Source organism: Streptomyces sp. NPDC018045 (assembly GCF_044327445.1).
GTDB lineage: Bacteria > Actinomycetota > Actinomycetes > Streptomycetales > Streptomycetaceae > Streptomyces.
Genome location: NZ_JBIRFL010000002.1, coordinates 522450 through 545279 on the forward strand (window position 1 = coordinate 522450; position 22830 = coordinate 545279).

The window sequence follows — 22830 nt, forward strand, 5'->3', positions numbered from 1 at the left end:
CCATGCCCTCGATCACCGTGCCCGGCGGCACGACACCCGCCCACGAGATCCACTACGAGATCCACGGGGAAGGCGAACCCGTCGTCCTGGTGGCCGGAAGCGGATCGCCGGGACGGGTGTGGCACCCGCACCAGGTACCGGCGCTGACGGCGGCCGGCTACCAGGCCATCACCTTCGACCACCGGGCCGCCGCCCCCTCCGGCACCGACGAGATCCACCTCGCGGACCTCGTCACCGATACGCAACATCTGGTGAGCGCGCTACAGCTAACGCCCTGCAAGCTGATCGGCGTCTCCCTGGGCGCCCAGGTGGTACAGGAGCTGCTCCTCGCCGCGCCCGGCCTGGCCACCCAAGCCGTCGTCGCGGCCACCAGGGGGCGCCCGGACGGCCTGGGCGCGGCCATGGCCCGGGCAGAGCGCGCGCTCCTGGAGAACGGCGTGCGACTGCCCACGGAGTACGAGGCGTTCGCACGCCTGACGCAGAACCTGTCCCCCCGGACCCTGGCGAACGAGACCGACACGGCGCAGTGGCTGGACATGTTCGAGGTCGCCGCCCTGTCCGGCGGGGACGCACCGCACCGCACGACGGGCCTCTCCGAGAACCGGCTGACCGCCTACCAGGCCATCCGGACACCGCTGTTGGCCCTCGGCTTCGCCGACGACGTGCTGGCACCCGCCCGCCTGAGCCGCGAGGTCGCCGAAGCCGTACCGGCGGGACGGTACGCGGAACTGCCCGCGTGCGGCCATCTGGGCCACCTGGAGCGGCCCGCCGCGTTCAACGAAGCCGTCCTCCGCTTCTTCGCCGAAACCCCCGCCGTACCCCACCCCTCCGGAGGCACCCATGCCCACTGATCTCACCGTCGTCCACGTCGATCAGCGTCTGCCCCGACAGTGGTCCGGGGCCGTGTACTTGTCCGGCCCCACCCCCACCGACCCCCAGGTACCGTCCTGGCGAGGGGAAGCCGTGGCGGCGCTCCGAAAGCTGTGGTCGGGCTCCGGCCGGCTCGCCGTCTTCGTCCCCGAACCCTCACCGGGGGGCGACTACCCCGACTACGCGGACCAGATCGCCTGGGAAGAGGAGGCCATGCGGCTGTCGGACGTCGTCGCCTTCTACATCCCGCGACGCATGCCACGGCTGCCGGGGCTGGTGTCGAACATCAAGTGGGGGGCGTGGCACGACTCCGGGCGTGTCGTTCTGGGTACGCCCCCGGAAGCCGATCGCATGGAGTACCTGCTGCACTTCGCCAAGGAGCTCGGGGTGCCGGTGGCCCACACGATCGAGGACACCGCCCGCGCGGCCCTGGAGATGGTCGGAGGCGGCGCCCCGCGTCAGGCCGGCGAGCGGGCGGTGCCCCTGCTGGTGTGGCGGTCCGCCAGGTTCCGGGAGTGGTATGCCGCCCGCACCGCGGTGGGCGACGAACTGCTGGACGCCCGAGTCGAGTGGTACCGCCATCGGCCCGGTGCGCGCTCCGACGACTGGTCCCTGTCCGTCTCGGTACGCCGGGCCGGTACGGATGCCGCGGTGGACGGACGTCTGGACGCCGAGCGCCCTGACACCCGCGCGATACTGCTGCACGGCGACCCCGACCGGGCCCGGTTCCGCGCCACCACCATTGTCCTCGCCGCCCACCCGGCGACTTGCATGAGACTCACGGACGATGGTCGTGCGCTGTCCCTCCCCACGGCGCCGGCGGATGCCGACGACGCGTCGCTGGTGGCGCTGATCGCGCGGTGGACCGGGCTTCAGATCACACCGGACAGACTCCGCCACGGGCCCGCCGTCCAACCCGACCACGCTTCGTCGCCGTATCGGACCGCTCCGGTCGCGGTACGGCTCACCGTGGCGGAGCTGCGCCACCTACGGTCGGCGGCCGGCGCCGAAGACCCGCGGTTCGTGGTCGGCTCCGTGGCGGATCTGCACAGCGAAGGTGCCTCGGACTGGGCCACGCTGGGGCTCGTCACCCACGGACTGCTCGCCGCGGCGGACTGAGCCATACGGCGCAGGACGGGGGCGGTTGCGGCAACTCCGGGAAAACGGTGCGCAGTCGGCAGCCCACGCCGACCGCGCCCCAGGAAATGAACCGGCTCCGGAAACCGGACCAGCCGAGGGACGGGACCGGCCGAGAGGCCGAACCGGCAGAGCGACAGAACCCGCCACCGGAAGGGCACGAGCCGTCCGGAACGGAATCAGCTACCGGGAGGGAACCAGGCACCCGGAACGGAACCCGCTACCGGAAAAGGACCGGGCGCCCGGAACGGAATCAGCGACCGGACCAGGCCCGGCTCGGCATCAAGCCCGGTTCAGGAACAGGGCCGGCTCATGTAGAGCGCCGTTTCCCCGGCCGATTCCGTGCCCTCGTAGAGGGAGGTGTCCAGCCCGCAGAATGCGAACCCCAGACGCTGATAGGCGCGGATCGCGGGCGCGTTGATATGGGTGACTTCCAGCCACACGTGCCCGGCACCGCGTTCCCGGGCGTGCTCAAGGGCGTGGTTCATCAGGGCCCGCCCCACCCCCCGGCCCCGGTGCGTGGGGGCCACCTCGATGTCGGCGATGGTCAACCGGCGGTTCCAGGAGTTGTATTCGGTGACGACGAAACCGCAGACCTCGTCCCTGTCGACCGCCACGATGGTGCGTTCGTCGTGCGCGTCCTTCTCATCGGTCCCACCCTCCGGCTCATCGTCCGGGAAGACCTTGTGGATCGGGGTGTCCAGCCGAACAGGCCGGATGGTGAACCCCTCCTCGGTGAGCGTCACATCGAAGACGGTGTCCGTGGTGAACGATCCGTCGATGGCAGCGACGGCCTCCTCGTCACCGGGGCGTGCCGGCCGGTAGACGATCGTCCCCTCGGGGTGAGCGGTCCTTCTGCTGTGTTCCGTAGTCGCCATGGCCTCACCGTATAACGGGCGCCCGGGAGTTGATCACGATTTCCGGCCACGCCGCGGTGCCGACCGAGGTCATGGAGAATCCGGCCGCACGAGGGTGGCGAGGAGGTCCGGGAGGGCGGTCCCGATGGGCGTGCGAATCGTTTCGGCGGCCAGGTCGTCGTACGGGGTGGGCTCCGCGTTCACGATGACCAGCCGGGCGCCGTGCTCGGCGGCGACCCCGGCGAGCGAGGCGGCGGGCTGGACCTGGAGGCTCGTCCCCACCGCGATGAACACGTCGGCCGCCTTGGCCACGCCCAGCGCCGTACCGAGCACCTCCGGGTCGAGCTGCTCACCGAACATCACGGTCGCCGACTTCAGGATGCCGCCGCAGAGCGCGCACGCCGGGTCCGGGTCGCCCGCGGCCACCCGCGCGAGGGCCTCGGACATCGGCGACCGGGCGTGGCAGCGGGTGCAGGCGGCGGTGCGGGCCGTGCCGTGCAGCTCCAGTACCTTGCGGGCGGGGACGCCGGCGAGCTGGTGCAGCCCGTCGACGTTCTGTGTGATGACCCGGACCGGGACGCCGGACCGTTCCAGCCGGGCGATCGCCTCGTGTGCCGCGTTGGGCCGGGCACGCAGGGCCGGGCTGTCCTGCCGCATCCGCCAGGAACGGCGCCGGATCTCCGGGTCGTTCATGTAGTACTCGTACGTCACGAGCTTCTCCGCCTCGGGGTCCCGCCGCCACAGCCCGTCGGGTCCGCGGTAGTCGGGGATGCCGGAGTCGGTGGAGATGCCCGCGCCGCTGAGGATGGCCACCAGGGGGTGCCGGGAGGAGCTGTGGGGGGCGGGGCGGGCGGGGTCGGTACCGGTCATGCCGCGAGCCTACGGAGGACCGGCCGGGGCGGCGAACGCATGTGCGTGGGCGGCCGTGGCCCGGCCGATGTGATCAGGAAGGGGCCGGGTGGGGGATTTCCCCGGATGGCAGGGGGGAGGGGGCGGGAAGAGACTGGCTGACCGTTCGCACGATACGAGGAGATCCGTGTTCACCACCCGTCCGACCCTCCAGGGAACCTTCGGTATGGCCGCGACCACGCACTGGCTGGCCTCGCAGTCCGCGATGGCCGTGCTGGAGGACGGTGGCAACGCTTTCGACGCGGCGGTGGCCGCCGGGTTCGTGCTGCACGTCGTGGAGCCGCACCTGAACGGCCCGGCGGGGGAGGTGCCCGTCGTCCTCGCGCCCGCGGGCGGGCCGGTGCGGGTGCTGTGCGGGCAGGGGCCCGCGCCCGCCGGGGCGAGCGTGGCGCACTACACCTCCCTCGGGCTCGGCCTGGTGCCGGGCACCGGCCCGCTCGCCGCCGCCGTGCCCGGCGCCTTCGACGCCTGGATGCTGTTGCTGCGCGATCACGGCACCAGGACGCTGGGTGAAGTGCTGAGGTACGCCATCGGGTACGCGGAACACGGGCACCCGGCCGTCGAACGGGTGGGCGAGACGGTCGCGACGGTCCGGGAACTCTTCGAGACGGAGTGGATATCGTCCGCCGAGATCTATCTTCCGCAGGGCCGGCCGGCCGCGCCCGGCGAGCTGATCGAGAACCGTCCGCTGGCGGCCACCTGGCGCCGTCTGATCAGCGAGTCCGAGGCCGCGTCGGCGGACCGGGAGGCGCAGATCGACGCCGCCCGGCGGATCTGGCGCGAGGGCTTCATCGGCGAGGCGCTGGCCGCGTTCGCCGCCCGCCCCGCCATGGACACCTCCGGCGAGCGGCACGCCGGCACCCTGACGGGCGACGACCTGGCGGCCTTCTCCGCGACGTACGAGGACCCGGTCACCTACGACTGGAACGGCTGGACCGTGGCGAAGGCGGGCGGCTGGTCGCAGGGCCCGGTCCTGTTGCAGCAACTGGCGCTGCTGCCGGCGGAGCTGCCCGCATACGGGAGCGCTGAGTACCTGCACCTGCTGATCGAGGGCTGCAAGCTGGCCATGGCCGACCGGGAGGCCTGGTACGGCGACGCGGCCGAGGTGCCGGTCGGGACGCTGCTGAGCGAGGACTACAACGCGGCGCGGCGGGCGCTGATCGGGGAGCACGCCTCGTACGAGTTGCGGCCCGGCAGCCCGGACGGTCGCACGCCCCGGCTGAGCAAGCACGCGCTGGCGGTCGCCGCGGGCGAGGACGCCGCCGGAGCGCCGGGTGCCGCCGGGGCGGGCGAGCCCACGGTGGCGACCCCCGGCGCACCCGGTGCCGCGCCCGTCATCGCGCCCGAGGTCGACCGGAGCGGCGCCACTCGGGGCGACACCTGCCACATCGACATCGTGGACCGCTGGGGCAACATGGTGTCCGCGACGCCCTCCGGCGGCTGGCTCCAGTCCAACCCGGTGGTCCCCGCGCTCGGCTTCCCGCTCGGTACGCGCCTCCAGATGGCCTGGCTGGAGGAGGGGCTGCCCAACACCCTCACGCCGGGGCGCCGCCCGCGCACCACCCTCACCCCCTCCCTGGCGCTGCGGGACGGCGTCCCCGTCATGGCCTTCGGCACCCCCGGCGGCGACCAGCAGGACCAGTGGCAGTTGCACTTCCTCCTCGCCGTGGCCCTGCGCGCCCCCGTGCGCGGCGGCCTCGACCTCCAAGGCGCGATCGACGCGCCGAACTGGCACAACGACTCCTTCCCCGGGTCCTTCTTCCCGCGCGCCATGCGGCCGGGCGGCGTCACCGTCGAGCCCGGCTTCGGCGCGGACGTGATCGGGGGGCTGCGGCGGCGCGGGCATGCGGTGACCGTCGGTGACGCGTGGTCGGAGGGGCGGCTGTCCGCGGTGGCGCGGGACCCGGAGACCGGGGTGCTGTCGGCGGCGGCGAACCCGCGGGGTATGCAGGGCTACGCGGTCGGGCGGTAGGGAACGCGGCACGGCCGGGCGCCGTGGCAGGCGCCGGGGCCCGGCCCCGGCATCCGGAGTTCACCTCCTGTCCAGCCCCCGTGTCGGTGGGGCGTGATTCGATGGACACATGATCGAAGCAATTCATGCGAATGCGGGAGAGACGACGGACTCGACGGAAGCGATGGACCCCACGGGAGTGGCCGGCCCCGCGGGAGCGGCAGGCAGGGCCCGCGTGGCACCGGCGCGGCCCGGCGGCGCCGGGCCGCACACGGCGGACGAGGTGCTGCGGGCGCTGGACCCGGTCGCCGTCGAGGACGCCGTCCGCAAGGCCGCGGCGGCCGAGATCATGCCCCGGTTCCGGCAGCTCGCCGCCCACGAGGTGCTGGAGAAGAACGGCCCGCACGACCTCGTCACGGTCGCCGACCGGCTGGCCGAGGAGCACCTGACCGAGGCCCTGACGAGCCTGCTGCCCGGCTCGCTGGTGGTCGGCGAGGAGGCGGTGCACGCCGACCCGGCCGTGCTGGCGGCCCTGGGCGGCGACGCGCCGGTGTGGATCGTCGACCCGGTCGACGGCACCCGCCAGTTCGTGCACGGCGATCCGGGCTTCGCCACGCTCGTCACCCTGGCGCTGCGCGGCGAGCTGCTCGCCTCCTGGACGTACGCCCCCGCCCTGGACCTGATGGCGGTCGCCCGCCGCGGCGCGGGCGCCGAGCTGAACGGGACGCCGCTGCGCCCGGCAGCCCCCGCGGCCGGCGCGGTGCTGGACGTGGCGATATCGCACTACGACTTCACCACCGACGAGCAGAAGCGGGTGCTGGCAGCCCTGGAGACCGATGGCATCGCCCCGCGCCCCTGCGGCTCGGCGGGCCTGGAGTACCTGCACGTCGCGCAGGGCCGGATCGACGCCGTCGCCTTCAGTTGGGAGAACGCCTGGGACCACGCGGCGGGGCTGCTGCTGGTCCACGAGACGGGCGGCGCGAGCGGCACGGTCGCCGGCGAGCCGTTCCGTATCGCCGGCGGCAACGCGCTGCCCTTCACCGCGGCGCGGGACGAGGACACCGCCCGGCGTATCCTCGGACTGCTGGCGGCCGCCAACTGATCCTCAACGGCGAGGGTCGCACACGAGGGGAGTGGCGCAGGTGCCGACGATGCTCGATGCCGTGGTGATCGGGGCGGGCCCCAACGGGCTGACCGCCGCCGTCGAACTGGCCCGGCGCGGCATGTCCGTCGAGGTCTTCGAGGCGCACGCCACCATCGGCGGCGGCGCCCGCACGGAGGAGCTGACCCTCCCCGGCTTCCGGCACGACCCCTGCTCGGCGGTGCACCCGCTCGCCGTCGGCTCGCCCGCCTTCGCCGCCATGGACCTGGAGCGGCACGGCCTGCGCTGGCTGCACCCCGACCTCCCGCTGGCGCACCCCTTCCCCGACGGCACGGCCGCGGTGCTCGCCCGCTCCGTCGGCGAGACGGCGATGTCCCTCGGCGCGCACGACGCCGGGACGTACCGCCGTCTGCTCGCGCCGTTCCTCGGCAAGTGGGACACCCTCGCCGCGGACTTCCTGCGCACCCAGTGGCTCGGCCTGCCCCGCGACCCGGTGACGTACGCCCGGTTCGGTCTGGCCGCGGCCCAGCCGGCCGCGCTGCTCAACCGGCGGTTCCGGGACCAGAAGGCGCGCGGTCTGTTCGCCGGGCTCGCCGCGCATGTCATCGCGCCGCTCAGCAGCCCGGGCACCGGCGGCGCCGCGCTCATGTTCGCCCTCGCCGCGCACGCGGGCGGCTGGCCGATCCCGCGCGGCGGCTCGCAGGCCATCCCCGACGCCCTGGCCGCGCTGCTGCGCCTGCACGGCGGTGTGGTGCACACGGGCTACGAGGTCAAGCGGCTGGACGATCTGCCCCCGGCCCGCGCGTATGTCTTCGACACCTCGCCGACCGCCCTCGCCCGGATCGCGGGGCTCGGCAACGCTTACCGGGGAGTACGGTACGGCCCCGGCGTCTTCAAGATCGACTACGCGCTGTCGGGCCCGGTGCCGTGGACCTCGGCCGAGGCCCGCCGGGCGGGCACCGTGCACCTCGGCCCCACCAGCGGAGAGATCGGCACCGCGCTGCGCGCCGCCGCCGACGGCCGCGCCCCGTCCGTACCCTTCCTGATCACCTCGCAGCCCAGTCTGACCGACCCCACCCGCGCCCCCGAGGGCAAGCACACCTTCTGGGTGTACGGGCACGTCCCGCACGGGTGGGAGGGCGACGCCACAGAAGCGGTCGAACGCCAACTGGAGCGCTTCGCGCCCGGGTTCCGCGACCTGGTGCTGGCCCGCGCCGTCGCCGGGCCGCCCCAACTGGCCGCCCGTAACGCGAACTACGTCGGCGGGGACATCTGCGCGGGCTCCGCGGCGGGCCTGGGGCTGGTCATCCGCCCCAAACCGGCCCGTATCCCGTACACCACCGCCCATCCGGCGGTCTTCCTGTGCTCCCAGTCCACCCCGCCGGGCCCCGGCGTCCACGGTATGTCCGGGCACCACGCCGCCCGGGCGGTCTGGTCCCGGCTCCGGCCCACCCGCTGAAACCCGAGTCCGCACGTCGGCCGCCCCGCACCCGGCCGCCCACGCACCCCGGGGGGCCGCGATCCGGCCGACCGCCAACCCCGGCCGACAGCCCGCCCGCCACCCGCAGCACACCCGGCCCCCCGCGGCGGCTCAGAGATCGAGCACCAGCCGCGGGCTCAGCGCCCGGGAGACACAGGCGAACATGCGACCCTCCGGGGCGCCGATGTCGTCCCGGTGCTCGACCTCCCCGTCGAGGACGGTGACCTCGCAACTGCCGCAGACGCCTTCGCGGCACCCGGACGGCACGGAGTGCCCGGCGTGGTTCAGGGCGTCCAGCAGCGACTCGTCGGCATCCACCTGGACCGTCCGCCCCGAGCGGGCACATGCCGCCTCGAACGCCGTGGCGGGCGCGAACACCTTGGGCGCAGGCTGGAACCGCTCCGTACGGAGCTGTCCGGCCGGGAAGGCGGCCTCCGCCGCCGCGAGCATGGAGGCCGGGCCGCAGCAGTAGACCAGGGTGCCGGGCTCCAGCCCGGCCGCCAGCGTGCCGAAGTCCGGCCTGCCGTGCTGCCGGGTGGCGACGATGCGTACGGCGTCCCCGTAGGCGGAGCGCAGCTCATCGGCGAAGGGCATGGTGGCCGCCGACGGCCCCGCGTACACGAGCGAGGCCGGCCGCCCCGCCGCGGTCGCCGCGCGCAGCATCGGCAGGACGGGGGTGATGCCGATGCCGCCGGCGAGGAACAGGTACCGCGGCGCGGGGAGCAAGGGGAAGTGATTGCGCGGCAGGGACACGTCGAGCGGGCGCCCCGGGCGCAGGAAGCGGTGGATGTATTCGGAGCCGCCCCGGCTGAGCGGGTCGTACCGTACGGCGACACGGTAGGTCGCACGGTCGGCCGGATCACCGCACAGGGAGTACTGCCGGGTCAGCCAGTTCGGCAGGGCCAGGTCGACGTGGGCGCCCGGCTCCCAGGGCGCCAGCGGGCCGTCGGCGCCGCGCAGGGCGAGGGAGACGACGTCGTCGGCGACCTGGTCGATACGGTCGAGGAGGGTCCGCTGCATCGGTGATTCCCTTTCCGGCGCGGTCAGTAGAGCTTGCGGTAGGACTCTTCGAGGACGGCTTCGAAATGCCGCGGGTCGATGTCGGACCCGAACTGGGCGGCGGCGATCTCGCCGACCGACGGCAGCTCGTCGGCCAGCGCCCGGCTCGCCGGGTCCCACAGCCGGGACCGCAGGAGCGCACGGCCGCAGTGGAAGTACGCCTCGGCCACCTCGACGACGATCGCCAGGACCGGCGCCTTGGCCTCGGTACGCATCCGGGCCAGCACGTCGGGCTCGTCGGTGGGGTAGGCGCGGCCGTTGACCCGCAGGGTCTCCGACATCCCGGGGACCAGGAAGAGCAGTCCCACCTCGTCGTTCTCCGCGATGTTGCGGAACGAGTCGGCGATCCTGTTGCCCGGCCGGTCGGGTATCGCGAGCGTGTGCGTGTCGAGGACCTTCACGAACCCCGGGTAGTCACCGCGCGGTGAGCAGTCGGCGCGCCCTGCCGCGTCCGCCGTGGCCAGCGACAGGAAGGGCGCGTGCGCGATGAAACGGCGGGCGAACTCGTCGATGTGGTCGATCTTCTTGTTTTCGAGCATGGCTTCGGGTTCACCGAGCCGGGCGCGGACCTCGGCGTGGGACAACCGCCGGGGGCGGGTGCGGACCTGCGTCATGAGGGCTCCTTCCGGGAGGGGCGAAACAGCGGACGAGGGCGTCGTCGGCGTCCCCGCTCTGCTCCCGCCTTTCTGCACAACGGCGGCAAGGCACCGCTCCGCCGCAGCTCATGGCACTATTGTGAGTAATTGCTCAGGTCTTTCGCCACTCGCTTTCGAGGGGCTGCCCAGGAGGCGTCATGCCGGCCGACCGCCGTGGACTCCAGCCGCGTAAACAGCCGCGCCAGGCCCGGGCCGAAGCCACCAGGCAGCGCATCCTCACCGCGGCTGCTCACGTTTTCGCCGAGTACGGCTATGCCGCGGGGACCACCAACCGCATCGCGGAGCGGGCGCGGGTGTCGATCGGCTCGCTGTACCAGTACTACCCGAACAAGGACGCGATCCTGGCGGAGCTGCTGACCCGGCACCTCGATGCCGGGATGGCCGCCGCCGGCCGTCATCAGGACGAAGCGCTGCCCGACTCCCTCGAAGAGATCCTCCGCCTCTTCGTGCGCACCTCGATCGGCAACCACCTCGACGACCCCGCTCTGCTGCGCGTCATGGCCGAACAGGGGCCCCGTTCCCCGGAACTGCTCGACAAGATCAGCCGGCATCAGCGAGAGCGGACCGCCTACGCCCACGAGCTGTTCGCCCACCACCCGGAGGTCCGCGTCGAGGACACGTACGTCGCCACCCGCCTCGTCGTGACCACGATCGAACTCACCGTCCACCAGCTCCTCGCCGCACCGGACCCGGTGGCGGCCACCCGGCTGGAGAACGAACTGGTCGCCATGCTCACCGGTTACCTCACGACGGCCCGCTGAGGGGACGGCCGCCCGCGGGCCCGGCCGGCGCCACGGCCGGAAACTCCCGTGCGCAGCGCTCACCGCGCGTGGTAATCCCCTTGTCATGAGCGATCTTCGGACAGCGCGGCTGGTGCTCCACCCCCTGAGCGTGAGTGAGGCGGAGCGGGTGGTGGCGCGTACACCGGTCGAGGGTGACCGGTGGGCGCCCGGCTACCCGACGGACGGGGACGTGGAATCCGCCACCGACTTCCTCGGCCACTGCGCGGCCACCGGCGACCCGCGGCCGTTCGGGGACTACGAGATACGCCGCCGGACGGACGGGCTGGTCATCGGCAGCCTCGGTTTCAACCGGCCGCCGGACGCGGACGGCAGTGTGACGATCGGGTACGGCCTGGTCCCCGAGGCGCGGGGCCACGGGTACGCGGCCGAGGCCCTGCGCGGGCTGCTGCACCTCGCCAGGGAACACGGCATCACCCGCGTGCAGGGCGACGCCGACCACGGCAACACCGCGTCCCAGCACGTGATGACCGCCGTCGGGATGCGGCCGGTGGGGGAGGACGAGCGGGTGAAGTACTTCGCGATCACGTGGCCGGGGGAGACGGCGGCCCCGTCCGACCGGAAGCCGCACGACGGGGCATGATGGCCGTATGACCGCGCACACCCCCGCCCTCACCCTCGTCGCCGGCGACATCACCGAACAGCAGGTGGACGCCGTGGTGAACGCCGCCAACTCCTCGCTGCTGGGCGGCGGGGGCGTGGACGGCGCGATCCACCGGCGCGGCGGCCCCGAGATCCTGGCCGAGTGCCGCGCGCTGCGTGCCTCGCACTACGGGAAGGGCCTGGCCACCGGGCAGGCCGTGGCGACCACGGCGGGCCGGCTGCCGGCCCGCTGGGTGATCCACACCGTCGGGCCGGTCTGGGCGAAGACCGAGGACCGCTCGGACCTGCTCGCCTCCTGCTACCGCGAGTCGCTGCGGGTCGCCGACGAGCTGGGTGCCCGCACTGTCGCCTTCCCGGCGATCTCCGCCGGTATCTACCGCTGGCCGCTGGACGACGCGGCCCGTATCGCGGTCGAGACGGTACGGGCCGCGAAGACGTCCGCGGCGGAGGTGCGCTTCGTGCTGTTCGACGAGCGGGCCTACGGGGCGTTCGCCGCGCGCGTGGGCTGAGGGCCGCTCCGGGACACCTGCCCGTACGCCGGCCCTGCCCCCGTACGCCGATCCGCGCCCGTACGCCGCTCTCAAGTCTGTACGCCGGCCCCACGCCCGCCCGCCGGGTACGCGTCGCGCGCGGCTCAGTGCCAGGCGAACCGTGCCGAGACGCACGGGTCCTCGTTGCGGTAGCCGAGCCGGTCGTAGAGGCGTTCGGCGGGCGCGTTCTCGGCGAGCTGCCACAGCGTGCAGAACCCGTGCCGCCGCACGGTGTGCCGGGTCAGCCAGGAGGTCAGCGCGGCGCCGAGACCCTGCCCGCGCTGGGCGGCGTCCGTCGCGACGGACGCCATCAGCGGGGCGCCGCTGTCCCGCAGACTGCTCATCGCGCCGCACGCCACCAGCCGCCCGTCCGGGCCACGGATGCCCGCCCAGAGACTGACGTCCGCGGAGCCGGGGCCGGTCGAGTGGGCCGGGCTGTGCTCGTTGAGGAAGGCGAGCAGTTCCTCGTGGTGGCTCTCGTCGAGCGCGACCACCCGGCCCTCCGCCGGGTGGACGGGCGGTTCCTCCAGCGTCCAGCGGAAGACCCACTCGACCACGTCGGTCACCGCCAGGTGGCGGGCGACCAGCGTCTCGGTGCCGCGCGGTCCGGTGAACTCCCGTACGCCGTCGGGGAAACCCTGCGCGGCACGGAGCACGAGACCGGCGGCGGCATCCGCCTCGCCGACGCTCCACACGTGCCCGCGGGCGGCGTCGAGCCAGGACACGGCACCGGCGTTGCACCAACTGGTCCGGTCGGCGGGCCGCTGCCGCGCGGCGCCGAAACGCAGGAGGGCAGCACCCTCCTGGAGCTCCAGGCCCTGGGTGAACAGGTCCTCGGTCCGGGGGAGAAGAGTCGTTGCCTGCATCACTCTCTGAGAAGGACGTAGGGAGGGGAACGACTCCGGACACGCTGGAGGCGCGGCCGGAACCGTTCGTCTGAAGTAGGGGGTCCCGGCAGCGGCTGCGCACACGTGCGCGCCCGGCCGACCGGGTGACCAACTCTCGCACACCGCCCCCGGGCCGGTGCAAATCCTCTGCGGGTGCCGTATGCCACCCGGGGCGCGCGGCCGGGAACGGCGTCACCGGCAGACTCCGCGGCGGCCGCGCCGTCGATGGTCACCGGAGGCTGAGGTCGGAAAACCGCCAGCCGAACGGCCGGGGCTGCCGGACCCTGAAGACATGCACACCGACTTCGAGCGCTGTCTGCGCGCCGTTCAGTCCAAGGACGCCAGGTTCGACGGATGGTTCTACACGGCGGTACGCACCACGCGCATCTACTGTCGTCCCAGTTGCCCGGTGGTGCCGCCCAAGCCCGAGAACATCACCTTCCACCCGAGCGCCGCCGCCGCTCAGCAGGCCGGGTACCGCGCCTGCAAACGGTGCCGCCCGGACGCCAGCCCCGGCTCGCCGCAGTGGGACGAGCGCGCCGACCTCGTGGCGCGCGCGATGCGGCTGATCACCGACGGTGTCGTCGACCGCGAAGGCATCCCCGGCCTGGCCGCCCGGCTCGGCTACAGCACCCGCCAGGTCGAGCGGCAACTGCTGGCCGAGCTGGGGGCCGGGCCGCTCGCCCTGGCCCGCGCGCAGCGCGCCCAGACCGCGCGGCTGCTGATCGAGACCTCCGAACTGCCCATGGCCGACGTGGCGTTCGCCGCCGGGTTCGCCAGCATCCGCACCTTCAACGAGACGGTACGGGAGGTCTTCGCGCTGTCGCCGACCGAGCTGCGGCGGCGCGCCGGGCCCGGCACCGGCGCCGCCCTGCCCGGCGCGCTCACCCTGCGGCTCCCCTTCCGGCAGCCGCTCTGCCCCGACAACCTCTTCGGCCACCTGGCCGCGACCGCCGTACCGGGCGTGGAGGAGTGGCGGGACGGCGCGTACCGGCGCACGCTCGACCTCCCGTACGGGCACGGCATCGTCGCCCTCAGCCCGCGCCCCGACCACATCGACTGCCGGCTGTCCCTCACCGACCTGCGCGACCTCGCGGGGGCCATCGCCCGCTGCCGCCGGATGCTCGACCTGGACGCCGACCCGGAGGCGGTCGACGGGCTGCTGGGCGCCGACCCGGTGCTCGCCCCGCTGGTCCGCAAGGCGCCGGGGCGGCGGGTGCCGCGCACCGTGGACGCGGACGAGTTCGCGGTACGGGCCGTACTGGGCCAGCAGGTGTCCACCGCCGCCGCCCGCACGCATGCGGGCCGGCTGGTCACCGCGCACGGCCGGAGGATCGACGATCCGGCGGGCGGCCTGACCCACCTCTTCCCCTCCGCCGCCGAGCTGGCCGGACTGGACCCCGAGGCGCTCGCCATGCCGCGCACCCGGCGCGCCACCCTCACCGCAATGATCACGGCCCTGGCCGACGGCACCGTACAGCTCGGTGTCGGCGGCGATCGCTCCCGGGCCCGGGCCCGGCTCGCCGCGCTGCCCGGCGTGGGCCCCTGGACCGTCGAGTGCATCGCGATGCGCGCCCTCGGCGATCCCGACGCCTTCACCCCGACCGACCTGGGCCTGCGCCGCGCCGCCGCGCAGCTCGGGCTGCCGGCCACCCCGGCGGCGCTCGTACGGCACTCGGCGCGCTGGCGCCCGTGGCGCGCGTACGCCGTCCAGTACCTCTGGGCCACCGACGACCACCCCATCAACCACCTCCCCACCGACTGAGGCAGCCATGAACGTTCCCGTTTCCGCAGGTGGCGAGCGCCGTCACGCCCTCCTCGCCGACACCCCGTACGGCCCGCTGACCCTCGTCGCCGAGGGCGACGCCCTCGCCGGCCTCTACATGACCGACCAGCGCCACCGCCCGCCGCAGGAGACCTTCGGCCCGCCGGAGGACCTGGCGGCCCCGCCGTTCGCGGCGGCCGTACGCCAGCTCCGTGCCTACTTCGACGGCACGCTCACCACCTTCGACCTCCCCCTGGCGCCCCGGGGGACCCCCTTCCAGCGCCGCGTCTGGGCCGCCCTGTGCGAGATCCCGTACGGCGGGACCCTCTCGTACGGACAGCTCGCCGACCGCCTCGGCCGGCCCTCCGCCGCCCGCGCGGTGGGCCTCGCCAACGGCAGGAACCCCATCGGCATCGTCATCCCCTGCCACCGTGTCATCGGAGCGAGCGGCAGCCTCACGGGCTACGGCGGCGGTCTCGACCGCAAGCGCCGACTGCTGGAGTTCGAGCGGGGCGGGTCCGCGCGGGGGCGGGAGCGCCTGGATCTCGGCGGGCAGCAGGCGCTCTTCGGGTGAGGCGGGGGCCGGGGGTCCGAGAGCTCGGGAGCCCGGGTGGCCCGGAGGCCCGGGTGGCCCGGAGACCCGCTCTTCCCAGGAGCGAGCCTCCTGGGAGGGCGAGCGCTTCGGGAGGGTGAGCATCCGGGGGGCGGGCGCCCCGGGAGAGAGACTGCCCCGGGACAGCGAGCGCCCCAGGAGGGCAAGCACCCGCACCACCCCTACGCTGTCCCCGTACGCTCAGCCGTCGCCCTCCACCGCGGTCCGCACCTCCGCGACCAGCAGCTCCGCCGCTTCCAGCGACCGCGCCAACTCCGGGCCCGTACGGCCGAGCTCGCCCAGCAGGGCGCCCGCTCGCTCCGCGAAGCCGGGCGGGGTGCCGGGCAGGGCAGCGGCGGCGGCGAGCGCGCCCTTCTCGTTGATGCACCAGGTCCGGTGGTGGGCGTGCAGCGCCTGGGTCAGGTCGCCGACCGCCCGTGCCAGGCACAGGGCCGCGTGCAGGGTGTCCGCGGACGCCTGGGCCTTGCCCGCCATGGCCACGGAGAACCCGGCGTCCCAGACGGCCGTCCCGGTGAGCGCGGCCCGCAGCGGTTCCGGGTATTCCCGCATTTCTCCTTTGAGTCGCCCCAGGTCACCGGTGGGATCGGCCAGCACCCGCGACAGGGCCAGTTCCCCCGCGTACGCGGGGGACCAGAAGCCCAGCGGGTGCCCCACCTGGGCACCGATCTCGTACCGGCCCGCCTGGCACTCCCGCCACACCCGTTCCACCCGGTCGGCATCCCGCAGGATCCAGTCCACATGACTGCCGTCCGGCATCACCAGCCACGCCCCGCCGTTGACCCACGCGCCCCACGCGCCCGGCCGGTGGATCTCCACCGGCCCTCCGGTGACCTCGGCGGCCAGCTCCGCGAGGGCGCCGAGGCCGACCTCGCCGCGGTAGTAGACCCCCAGGTCCCAGTCGGAATCCGGCCGGTGCGTGCCCCGGGCCCGGCTGCCGCCGAGCGTCACACCGACGACCCCCGGCACCTCGGCGAGAGCGGCTGCCCCGCTCTCCAACCAGTAGTCCTCCCGCATGTCATGCGTCCCGATGCCCGGGGTCTCCGCGTTCTCCATGGGAGCAGCCTAGGAGGCCCGCCCCAACGCCCTTACGCCAGGGGCGGCTTGAGACCCCGGCCAGCCCGACGTCCGCCCGACCGGCCAGGGGTGCCGTCCGCAGGTCGATGCCGGCGAGCCGGGAGGCGGCCTCGACCAGGCGTCCGTCGCAGATGTCCGCGAAGGCGCCGGCATGGGGCGTGATGCCCGGGGCCTCGGCCGCCGCCCTGGTGACGCGGGCGGCCTGTTCGACCGTGAACGCGCCCAGGCCCTGCTGGACCCCGCCGAGTGGCTGCGTCGCCGTCGGCGCATCGTCGAGGCGCGCGCCGCTCACCGAGGCCCTGGAGACCTTCCGGCGCCTGGGCGCCCGCCCGTGGATCGAGCGCGCCAGGACCGAAGCACGCGCCGCCGGACTCGACGTCACGGACTCCACCCCCGACGCGCTCGCCGAACTCTCCCCGCAGCAACAGCAGATCATCCGGCTCGCCGCCCGTGGACTGACCAACCGCGAGATCGGCGAGAAGCTCTTCCTCTCCCCGCGCACGGTCAGCTCGCACCTCTACCGCAGCTTCCCCAAGCCGGGCATCACCGCCCGCTCCCAGTTACGCGACCTCGTCGCAAGTCCCTTCGCAACCGCCGACCACCAGGGCTGAGGCCACGTCCTCGGATCACCGGCCCCTGCCCTACGGCACCCCGCCGCCCGTTCCGGAACCGTTCGGTCCGGCACCGGACACCGGCGGCCCGGGACCGACTGCCGTCGGTTGAACGGGTGCGGAAGAGCGGGCCCGTCAGCGCAACAGTGCCCGTACGTCCGCCAGCAAGTCGACCTGATGCCTCCAGTCACCGCCCGCGACGGCGACCAGGACGCGGGTGACCCCGGCGCCGCAGTAGCGGTGCAGGTGTTCCGCCGCCTGGCGGGGGCTCCCGGTCACGGGCACGTCGGCGAAGCGGCCGGGCGGGCCGGCGTGTGCCGTGGCGAGGCCGGTGGTGATGTCCGCGTGGGTGGGGAGATCCGGTTCCGTGCCGAGCGCGCCGATGGTGCCGACCGTGATGGCCGGGGCCGGACGGCCGTACGCCGCCGCCAGTTCCGCCAGGTGTACGGCGCCCTCGGCCACGCCGGCGGCCGATGTCAGGGCAGGGAACCAGCCGTCGCCCAGGCGGGCGGCGCGCCGTACCGCGGTGCGTGAGGTGCCGCTGATCCAGACCGGCGGCATCGGCACGGCGAGCGCCGACTCCACCGTCGCGTGGCCCGGTGCGTACGGCAGGGGCACCCGCTCGCCCGCGAGCAGGCGGGGCAGCAGCCGCAGTACCGTGTCGGTCCGGCGCTCCCGCTCCTCGTACGGGACACCGGCGGCCGTCCACCGCGCGCGCCCGCCGCCCGTTCCCACGCCCAGCACCAGCCGCCCGTCCGCGATGTGCTGCAAGCTCGCTATCTGTTCGGCGGCCTGGGCCGGCGGCCGGAGCGCCGGCGCGTACGCCTCGCTGACGACGGCGATCCGCTCGGTCGCGGCGGCCACCGCCGCCAGCGCCACCACGTCGTCCAGCGCCGGGGTGCCGGCCGCGGACCGGCCTCCGTACGCGACGAGGTCGAGCCCGGCCAGTTCCGCGTGCCGCGCCGCCTCGGTGAGGGGGAGCTTCTGCTCCCGCTGCACGGCGGGCGACGGGAGCACCACACCCACCGCCAGGCGGCCGGGCCGGACCGCGGACTCCGGGAGAAACGTCATACGGTGACGATGCAACCTCAAGCAGACTTGAAGTCAAGGGGCGGCCGACGCGCCCCCGGACCTCCGGCGCCACCGGCCCTGGGCCTCGGCCCCGGCTGCGCGTCGGCGCGCCCAGCGCGGCCCGCGTGCGCGATGACAGCGGCCGGGCGGATCGTTCCGCCGGACCACCCCGCGGCTCTCAGACGTCGTAGCGGTAGAAACGCGTGTGGTCGAGGAGATCGGCGGGTGTCATGGTGTGCCAGGGGGCCAGTGGGGTGTGCAGGCCGGGCACGTCCCGGGTGGGCTCCAGCGGGAGGTAGTGGGGGACGCCGGGGTGCCGGCGCTGCCAGTCGGCCCAGATCTTGTCGACGAAGCAGTGGTGGAGGAAGAAGACCGGGTCGTTGGGCGAGCCGAGGAAGTCCATGTGGCCGCCGACGAAGAGGTGGGCGGAGCCGTGCAGCTTGCCCCAGGCGCGCTCCCACGGGAACTTCGCGTAGCCCTCCAGGTGGTTGCGGAAGCTGCGGTACGGCGCGTCCTCGCCGCTCCGGTGGTTCCAGGGAGCGCTGTCGTAGACGGGCAGCGCGAGGACGGCCGCCAACTGCCGGGCCGACGAGAGGACGCCGGACGGGCGCAGTGCGCGGGTGAGGTGGTCCCGGTCGTCCTGGGTGTAGTACCCGTTGGCCCACTCCACGTCGCCGCCGGTGGGCCGGACGTTGACGCCCAGCCGCCAGCCGTTGCGCCGCGCGAAGGGGCCCGTGGTCACCTGCCGGTCGCCGGGCCGCCCGTCGCCGCCCATGAAGTCGTCGGCCCACAGCGGCGAGTCCCGGCCGCGGTCGCTCGTCCAGTCCCAGTACGGCAGGGTGACGCCGGGGTCGATCGCGCGCAGCGCCCGCTCGAAGTACAGCAGGAACTGCCGGTGCCAGGGCAGCAGGGAGGGGGTCAGGTGCGCGCTGCGCCGCCCGTGGTCCCGGTGGATGTAGTCGTGGGAGTTCGCCCGGACGTGGACGGCGACCAGTGCGTCGTACACGCCGCTCCGCTTGGCCTCCAGGACGGCGTCCACGAAGCGGCGCCGCTCCCGCGCGGTCAGCGCCAGGTGGTTCTTGCGGACGTACGGGCGGGCCGGGGGCGCGGGGCCGGACGGCACCACAGGCTCCGGCCACGACCGGGGCGACGGGGACGGCAGCAACTGGGCGCCCCGCAGCCGCCGCACGGCGCGGCGCGCGGCCGCCAGCGGGGTCCGGTCGAACCCGTAGTGGCACAGCGGGGACAGGTAGGCGCCCGCTCCCATCCGCACCAGCCGCAGGTCACGGCCGTCGATGGTCACTCGGGCCGTGCCGTGCGATGTGCCGATGCGGATCGTCCGGCCCAGGTACCGCTCGGTGTACGGCCGCGGGGCGCGCGAGTCGGCTGCCGCGGGCAGCAGCGCGGCGGCACCGGCCACCGTGGCCCCCACGAGCACGTCGCGTCGTCGCACCGGACCTCCTCCGCACCGGACTTCCTCCGCCCCGGCAGGCGTTCCGTCGGCGTCCTGCCGCTCGCCGGCCCGCGCCCGGGCTTCCCTACGATCCCGTCGGCCCTTGCCCCGGCGGGCCCGGGTCGTCGCCCGTCCGCTTGGCGTCCGCCGCCCGCCGCAGCCGCGGGTGCCGGGTCGGCCCCTGTTCGGTGATCGTCTCGCCGACGATGGCACGGACCGCGTTCCGCAGTCCGTGCATCGCGTGGTGCCGCGCCGGCCCGGCGCCCGGGTCCTCCCGCAGCTCCTTGAGCAGCGCCCAGCACAGCGCCAGCATCACGAACACGAACGGCAGCGCGACCAGGATCGTCGCCGTCTGGAGCGAGCCCAGCCCGCCGGCCACCAGCAGCACCGCGGCGACCGCGGCCATCAGGATGCCCCAGGTGACCACCAGCCACGTCCGCGGGTGCAGCGCGCCCCGGCTGGTCAGCGAGCCCATGACCAGGGAGGCGGAGTCGGCGCTGGTGATGAAGTACGTCATCACCAGGATCATCGCCACCCAGGAGGTGACGGTCCCGGCGGGCAGTGCGTCCAGCATCCCGAACAGCGACGCCTCCGCGTCCTTCGCGTTCTTCGCGAGGTCGGCCAGGCCGCTGGCGTCCAGCCGGATCGCGCTGCCGCCCATCACGCAGAACCAGAACATCGTCGCGCCGCTGGGCACCAGCAGGACGCCGAAGAGGAACTCCCGGACGGTGCGCCCGTGCGAGATACGGGCGATGAACGTGCCGACGAACGGGGCCCAGGACAGCCACCACGCCCAATAGAAGATCGTCCAGACGCCGAGCCAGCTCGCGTCGGTGAACGCGCCGGTCCGCGAGGCCATCGGCAGCAGATCGCCGAGGTAGCCGCCGACGCTCGCCGGGATGCTGTCCAGGACGTACACCGTCGGGCCGAGCACGAAGACGAACAGCATCAGCAGCGCGGCCAGCACGATGTTCAGGGTGGACAGCCACTTGACGCCCTTGTGCAGGCCGGAGAAGGCCGACGCCACGAAGGCGGCGGACAGCGCGGCGATGATGACGAGCTGCACGCCCGTGCTGTCCGCCGCGCCCGTGGTGATGTTGAGTCCCTTGCTGACCTGGAGGGCGCCGAGGCCCAGGCTGGTGGCCGTGCCGAAGACGGTCGCGAAGACGGCCAGCAGGTCGATCAGGTGGCCCAGCCGTCCGCCGGCCCGCCGCTCGCCGATCAGCGGGACGAAGGCGGAGCTGAGCCGGTTGCTGCGGCCCTTGCGGAAGCCCGCGTACGCCAGGGCCAGGCCGACGATGCCGTAGATGGCCCAGGGCGTCAGGGTCCAGTGGAAGAACGAGTACTCCAGCGCGGTACGGGCCGCGGCGCCGCTGTGCGGGGTGACGCCGCTGGAGGGCGGCGGGGAGACGTAGTGCTGCAACGGTTCGCCCACGCCGTAGAACATCAGGCCGATTCCCATGCCGGCGCTGAACATCATCGCGATCCACGCCAGATTCCCGAATTCCGGCTCCGCGTCGTCCTTGCCGAGCCGGATACGGCCGAACCGGCTGAACGCGATGAGGACACACAGCACGAGAAACACATCGGCGGCCACCACGAACAGCCAGCCGAAATTTCCCAGCACCCAATTCAGCGCGGTGTCGGTGACCGATTCGAAATTCTTTTTGCCCAGTGCCGCCCAGGCCACCACCGCGAGGACCGCTGTCACACCGATACCGACCAGGGTCAGATCGGGCGGCGGATCGTGCTCCGCGGTGCCCGGTTCGGAATTCGGCGTCGGTTCCTCGGACGTCTGCACGCTCATGGCGTCCCACTATGGCCGGGAAAAGCCTGCTTCGCCGGGTTGGCGCGCCGTCCGGCATCGCCGCTCCCTGTTCGCCGGAGTCCGCGCCGGATAAGGTCACAGCGGCGCGACTGCCAGTTCGAAAGCAAGGGGAAACAGTGGCGGACGCAGCAAGGACACCGGCGGCAGACCAGGACCGCGCACCGCGGGTGCTGGTCGCCGCGGACAAATTCAAGGGCTCCCTCACGGCCACCGAGGTCGCCCGGCACGTCACCGCCGGGCTCCGCCGGGCCGTCCCCGGCCTGGCGGTGGAGTCCGTCCCGGTCGCGGACGGCGGCGACGGCACGGTCGCGGCCGCCCTGGCGGCGGGCTTCGCCCGGCACGAGGCACGCGTCACGGGCCCGGTGGGCGACCCCGTCACGGCCACCTTCGCGCTGCGCGCGGACGGTACGGCCGTGGTGGAGATGGCCGAGGCGTCCGGCCTCCAGCACCTCCCGGAGGGCCGCTTCGCGCCGCTCACGGCCACCACGTACGGCACCGGCGAGCTGCTGCGCGCGGCGCTGGACGCGGGCGCCTCCACCATCGTCTTCGGCGTCGGCGGCAGCGCCACGACCGACGGCGGCGCGGGGATGCTCGCCGCCCTCGGCGCCCGCTTCCTGGACGCGGCGGGCGCGCCGCTCGCACCGGGGGGCGGAGCGCTGCGCGACCTGGCCACCGCCGACCTCTCGGGCCTGGACCCGCGGCTCGCCCGTACGGAGGTGGTGCTCGCCAGCGACGTGGACAACCCGCTCACCGGGCCCAAGGGCGCCCCAGCCGTCTACGGGCCGCAGAAGGGCGCGAGCGAGCAGGACGTCGAAGCGCTGGACGCGGCCCTGGCCCACTACGCCAAGGTCCTGGAGACCGCGGTGGGGCCCCGCGCCGCCGAGTGCGCCGCCGCACCCGGCGCGGGCGCGGCGGGCGGCATCGGCTACGGCGCCCTGGTCGGCCTGGGGGCCGCCTTCCGGCCCGGCATCGACGTCATGCTGGAGGTGCTGGGCTTCGGCCCGGCCCTGGCCCGCGCCACCTTCGTCGTCACGGGCGAGGGCTCGCTGGACGAGCAGACCCTGCACGGCAAGGCCCCGGCCGGCGTCGCGGCCGCGGCCAGGGCGGCGGGCCTGGACGTCGTGGCGGTCTGCGGCCGGCTGGCCCTGCCGCCGGAGGCCCTGGGCCGGGCCGGCATCCGCCGCGCCTACCCGCTGACGGATCTGGAGCCGGACCCGGCCCGCTGCATGGCCGCGGCGGGGCCGCTCCTGGAGCGGGCCGCCGAGGCCCTCGCGCGGGATTTCCTGCTGTGAGGCGCTGAGGCCGGGGAGGGGCGTGGCCGGACGCGCCCCCCCCCGGGACCTCGTGCTTCCGGATACGCCAGAAGGCCCCCGCCGGGCTGCTGCGCCCGGCGGGGGCCTTCGTGGTCCCTGAACCGCTACTGGATCTGTGCGCTGCGCGCCTCGCGGCGGTTGTCGCGGAAGGTGTTGACCCGGCGGGCCGTCGCGAAGACCGGGATCATCGCGCCCAGCACGATCTGGAGGGAGCATCCGGTCTGTAGGAGGGTCTGGCCGCCGGGGGCGTCCAGTGCCCAG

20 protein-coding genes and 3 pseudogenes are annotated in these 22830 nt (G+C 74.2%); 12 read left to right on the plus strand and 11 right to left on the minus strand.

Annotation, left to right across the window (positions count from 1 at the left end; all coding sequences use genetic code 11):
* Positions 1-2 precede the first annotated feature (2 nt).
* On the plus strand, positions 3-851 hold the full coding sequence (locus ACH4EB_RS06245) for an alpha/beta fold hydrolase (RefSeq protein WP_398346157.1): 849 nt from the start codon (positions 3-5) through the stop codon (positions 849-851).
* Entirely contained in the window at positions 841-1989 is a 1149-nt protein-coding gene (locus ACH4EB_RS06250) for a nucleoside 2-deoxyribosyltransferase domain-containing protein (RefSeq protein ID WP_398346158.1), read from the plus strand. Before ACH4EB_RS06245 ends, ACH4EB_RS06250 begins: the two co-directional genes overlap by 11 nt.
* 311 nt (positions 1990-2300) lie before the next feature.
* Here ACH4EB_RS06250 and ACH4EB_RS06255 read toward each other — a convergent pair whose 3' ends face one another.
* On the minus strand, positions 2301-2885 hold the full coding sequence (locus ACH4EB_RS06255; RefSeq protein ID WP_398346159.1) for a GNAT family N-acetyltransferase: 585 nt from the start codon (positions 2883-2885) through the stop codon (positions 2301-2303).
* Between the two features lie 69 nt (positions 2886-2954).
* The gene (locus tag ACH4EB_RS06260; RefSeq protein ID WP_398346160.1) at positions 2955-3734 is read right to left on the minus strand and encodes an SIR2 family NAD-dependent protein deacylase; all 780 of its coding nucleotides are present in this window, start codon (positions 3732-3734) and stop codon (positions 2955-2957) included.
* 166 nt (positions 3735-3900) lie between these two features.
* On the opposite strand from ACH4EB_RS06260, the gene ACH4EB_RS06265 reads away from it, so the two are divergent.
* From ACH4EB_RS06265 to ACH4EB_RS06275, 3 genes are all read left to right on the plus strand, one after another.
* Positions 3901-5745, plus strand: coding sequence for a gamma-glutamyltransferase family protein (locus tag ACH4EB_RS06265; protein ID WP_398346161.1), 1845 nt, complete (start codon positions 3901-3903; stop codon positions 5743-5745).
* Between the two features lie 109 nt (positions 5746-5854).
* Positions 5855-6826 (plus strand): inositol monophosphatase family protein, encoded by a 972-nt coding sequence (locus ACH4EB_RS06270; protein WP_398346162.1) that lies wholly within the window; start codon positions 5855-5857, stop codon positions 6824-6826.
* A 40-nt stretch (positions 6827-6866) separates the two neighbouring features.
* Positions 6867-8285, plus strand: coding sequence for a phytoene desaturase family protein (locus ACH4EB_RS06275; protein ID WP_398346163.1), 1419 nt, complete (start codon positions 6867-6869; stop codon positions 8283-8285).
* A gap of 132 nt (positions 8286-8417) precedes the next feature.
* Here the strand turns inward: ACH4EB_RS06275 and ACH4EB_RS06280 are convergent, their stop codons facing one another.
* Together ACH4EB_RS06280 and ACH4EB_RS06285 are read right to left on the minus strand one after the other, a co-directional pair.
* The gene (locus ACH4EB_RS06280; protein ID WP_398346164.1) at positions 8418-9326 is read right to left on the minus strand and encodes a PDR/VanB family oxidoreductase; all 909 of its coding nucleotides are present in this window, start codon (positions 9324-9326) and stop codon (positions 8418-8420) included.
* A gap of 23 nt (positions 9327-9349) precedes the next feature.
* The gene (locus ACH4EB_RS06285) at positions 9350-9979 is read right to left on the minus strand and encodes an MSMEG_1061 family FMN-dependent PPOX-type flavoprotein (RefSeq protein WP_398346165.1); all 630 of its coding nucleotides are present in this window, start codon (positions 9977-9979) and stop codon (positions 9350-9352) included.
* Between the two features lie 179 nt (positions 9980-10158).
* Between ACH4EB_RS06285 and ACH4EB_RS06290 the strand changes: the two genes are divergently transcribed.
* The 3 genes from ACH4EB_RS06290 (at position 10159) to ACH4EB_RS06300 (ending at position 11933) form a co-directional block, all read left to right on the plus strand.
* Positions 10159-10782 (plus strand): TetR/AcrR family transcriptional regulator, encoded by a 624-nt coding sequence (locus ACH4EB_RS06290; protein WP_398346167.1) that lies wholly within the window; start codon positions 10159-10161, stop codon positions 10780-10782.
* Between the two features lie 85 nt (positions 10783-10867).
* Complete coding sequence (locus ACH4EB_RS06295) at positions 10868-11404, plus strand: GNAT family N-acetyltransferase (protein WP_398346168.1); 537 nt, start codon at positions 10868-10870, stop codon at positions 11402-11404.
* A gap of 7 nt (positions 11405-11411) precedes the next feature.
* Positions 11412-11933 (plus strand): O-acetyl-ADP-ribose deacetylase, encoded by a 522-nt coding sequence (locus ACH4EB_RS06300; protein WP_398346169.1) that lies wholly within the window; start codon positions 11412-11414, stop codon positions 11931-11933.
* 125 nt (positions 11934-12058) lie between these two features.
* Here the strand turns inward: ACH4EB_RS06300 and ACH4EB_RS06305 are convergent, their stop codons facing one another.
* The gene (locus tag ACH4EB_RS06305; protein WP_398346170.1) at positions 12059-12820 is read right to left on the minus strand and encodes a GNAT family N-acetyltransferase; all 762 of its coding nucleotides are present in this window, start codon (positions 12818-12820) and stop codon (positions 12059-12061) included.
* Positions 12821-13133: 313 nt separating this feature from the next.
* Here ACH4EB_RS06305 and ACH4EB_RS06310 point away from each other — a divergent pair, with 313 nt between their 5' ends.
* Positions 13134-14606 carry an AlkA N-terminal domain-containing protein gene (locus tag ACH4EB_RS06310; protein WP_398346171.1) on the plus strand — a complete coding sequence of 491 codons (1473 nt, stop codon included), beginning with the start codon at positions 13134-13136 and terminating at the stop codon, positions 14604-14606.
* A 7-nt stretch (positions 14607-14613) separates the two neighbouring features.
* The gene (locus ACH4EB_RS06315) at positions 14614-15180 is read left to right on the plus strand and encodes a methylated-DNA--[protein]-cysteine S-methyltransferase (RefSeq protein WP_398346172.1); all 567 of its coding nucleotides are present in this window, start codon (positions 14614-14616) and stop codon (positions 15178-15180) included.
* Between the two features lie 219 nt (positions 15181-15399).
* Here ACH4EB_RS06315 and ACH4EB_RS06320 read toward each other — a convergent pair whose 3' ends face one another.
* Both ACH4EB_RS06320 and ACH4EB_RS06325 read right to left on the minus strand, forming a co-directional pair.
* Positions 15400-16233: a nucleotidyltransferase domain-containing protein gene (locus ACH4EB_RS06320; protein ID WP_398346436.1), complete on the minus strand. Its 834-nt coding sequence runs from the start codon at positions 16231-16233 to the stop codon at positions 15400-15402.
* Between the two features lie 100 nt (positions 16234-16333).
* Positions 16334-16522, minus strand: a pseudogene (locus tag ACH4EB_RS06325) (carboxylesterase/lipase family protein); the annotation flags it as partial.
* Here ACH4EB_RS06325 and ACH4EB_RS06330 point away from each other — a divergent pair.
* Positions 16508-16904 (plus strand): annotated as a pseudogene (locus tag ACH4EB_RS06330) (LuxR C-terminal-related transcriptional regulator); the annotation flags it as partial. The pseudogenes ACH4EB_RS06325 and ACH4EB_RS06330 sit on opposite strands and share 15 nt — an antisense overlap.
* A 135-nt stretch (positions 16905-17039) precedes the next feature.
* On the opposite strand, the gene ACH4EB_RS06335 reads toward ACH4EB_RS06330, so the two are convergent.
* The 3 genes from ACH4EB_RS06335 to ACH4EB_RS06345 form a co-directional block, all read right to left on the minus strand.
* Positions 17040-17975: an LLM class flavin-dependent oxidoreductase gene (locus ACH4EB_RS06335; protein WP_398346173.1), complete on the minus strand. Its 936-nt coding sequence runs from the start codon at positions 17973-17975 to the stop codon at positions 17040-17042.
* A 178-nt stretch (positions 17976-18153) separates the two neighbouring features.
* Positions 18154-19428 (minus strand): tyrosinase family oxidase copper chaperone, encoded by a 1275-nt coding sequence (locus tag ACH4EB_RS06340; RefSeq protein WP_398346174.1) that lies wholly within the window; start codon positions 19426-19428, stop codon positions 18154-18156.
* Positions 19429-19513: 85 nt separating this feature from the next.
* Positions 19514-21235 (minus strand): BCCT family transporter, encoded by a 1722-nt coding sequence (locus tag ACH4EB_RS06345; protein ID WP_398346175.1) that lies wholly within the window; start codon positions 21233-21235, stop codon positions 19514-19516.
* Between the two features lie 188 nt (positions 21236-21423).
* Between ACH4EB_RS06345 and ACH4EB_RS06350 the strand changes: the two genes are divergently transcribed.
* Positions 21424-22548 (plus strand): glycerate kinase, encoded by a 1125-nt coding sequence (locus tag ACH4EB_RS06350; protein WP_398346437.1) that lies wholly within the window; start codon positions 21424-21426, stop codon positions 22546-22548.
* A gap of 205 nt (positions 22549-22753) precedes the next feature.
* On the opposite strand, the pseudogene ACH4EB_RS06355 reads toward ACH4EB_RS06350, so the two are convergent.
* Positions 22754-22816 (minus strand): annotated as a pseudogene (locus tag ACH4EB_RS06355) (hypothetical protein); the annotation flags it as partial.
* Positions 22817-22830: the final 14 nt, after the last annotated feature.

What these genes read in the sequence shown, in the direction of transcription:
- ACH4EB_RS06245 (WP_398346157.1), top strand. Translation starts at nt 3, where the DNA reads ATGCCCTCGATCACCGTGCCCGGCGGCACGACACCCGCCCACGAGATC.
- ACH4EB_RS06250 (WP_398346158.1), top strand. Translation starts at nt 841, where the DNA reads ATGCCCACTGATCTCACCGTCGTCCACGTCGATCAGCGTCTGCCCCGA.
- ACH4EB_RS06255 (WP_398346159.1), bottom strand. Translation starts at nt 2,885, where the DNA reads ATGGCGACTACGGAACACAGCAGAAGGACCGCTCACCCCGAGGGGACG.
- ACH4EB_RS06260 (WP_398346160.1), bottom strand. Translation starts at nt 3,734, where the DNA reads ATGACCGGTACCGACCCCGCCCGCCCCGCCCCCCACAGCTCCTCCCGG.
- ACH4EB_RS06270 (WP_398346162.1), top strand. Translation starts at nt 5,855, where the DNA reads ATGATCGAAGCAATTCATGCGAATGCGGGAGAGACGACGGACTCGACG.
- ACH4EB_RS06280 (WP_398346164.1), bottom strand. Translation starts at nt 9,326, where the DNA reads ATGCAGCGGACCCTCCTCGACCGTATCGACCAGGTCGCCGACGACGTC.
- ACH4EB_RS06285 (WP_398346165.1), bottom strand. Translation starts at nt 9,979, where the DNA reads ATGACGCAGGTCCGCACCCGCCCCCGGCGGTTGTCCCACGCCGAGGTC.
- ACH4EB_RS06290 (WP_398346167.1), top strand. Translation starts at nt 10,159, where the DNA reads ATGCCGGCCGACCGCCGTGGACTCCAGCCGCGTAAACAGCCGCGCCAG.
- ACH4EB_RS06295 (WP_398346168.1), top strand. Translation starts at nt 10,868, where the DNA reads ATGAGCGATCTTCGGACAGCGCGGCTGGTGCTCCACCCCCTGAGCGTG.
- ACH4EB_RS06300 (WP_398346169.1), top strand. Translation starts at nt 11,412, where the DNA reads ATGACCGCGCACACCCCCGCCCTCACCCTCGTCGCCGGCGACATCACC.
- ACH4EB_RS06305 (WP_398346170.1), bottom strand. Translation starts at nt 12,820, where the DNA reads ATGCAGGCAACGACTCTTCTCCCCCGGACCGAGGACCTGTTCACCCAG.
- ACH4EB_RS06310 (WP_398346171.1), top strand. Translation starts at nt 13,134, where the DNA reads ATGCACACCGACTTCGAGCGCTGTCTGCGCGCCGTTCAGTCCAAGGAC.
- ACH4EB_RS06315 (WP_398346172.1), top strand. Translation starts at nt 14,614, where the DNA reads ATGAACGTTCCCGTTTCCGCAGGTGGCGAGCGCCGTCACGCCCTCCTC.
- ACH4EB_RS06320 (WP_398346436.1), bottom strand. Translation starts at nt 16,233, where the DNA reads ATGCGGGAGGACTACTGGTTGGAGAGCGGGGCAGCCGCTCTCGCCGAG.
- ACH4EB_RS06335 (WP_398346173.1), bottom strand. Translation starts at nt 17,975, where the DNA reads ATGACGTTTCTCCCGGAGTCCGCGGTCCGGCCCGGCCGCCTGGCGGTG.
- ACH4EB_RS06345 (WP_398346175.1), bottom strand. Translation starts at nt 21,235, where the DNA reads ATGAGCGTGCAGACGTCCGAGGAACCGACGCCGAATTCCGAACCGGGC.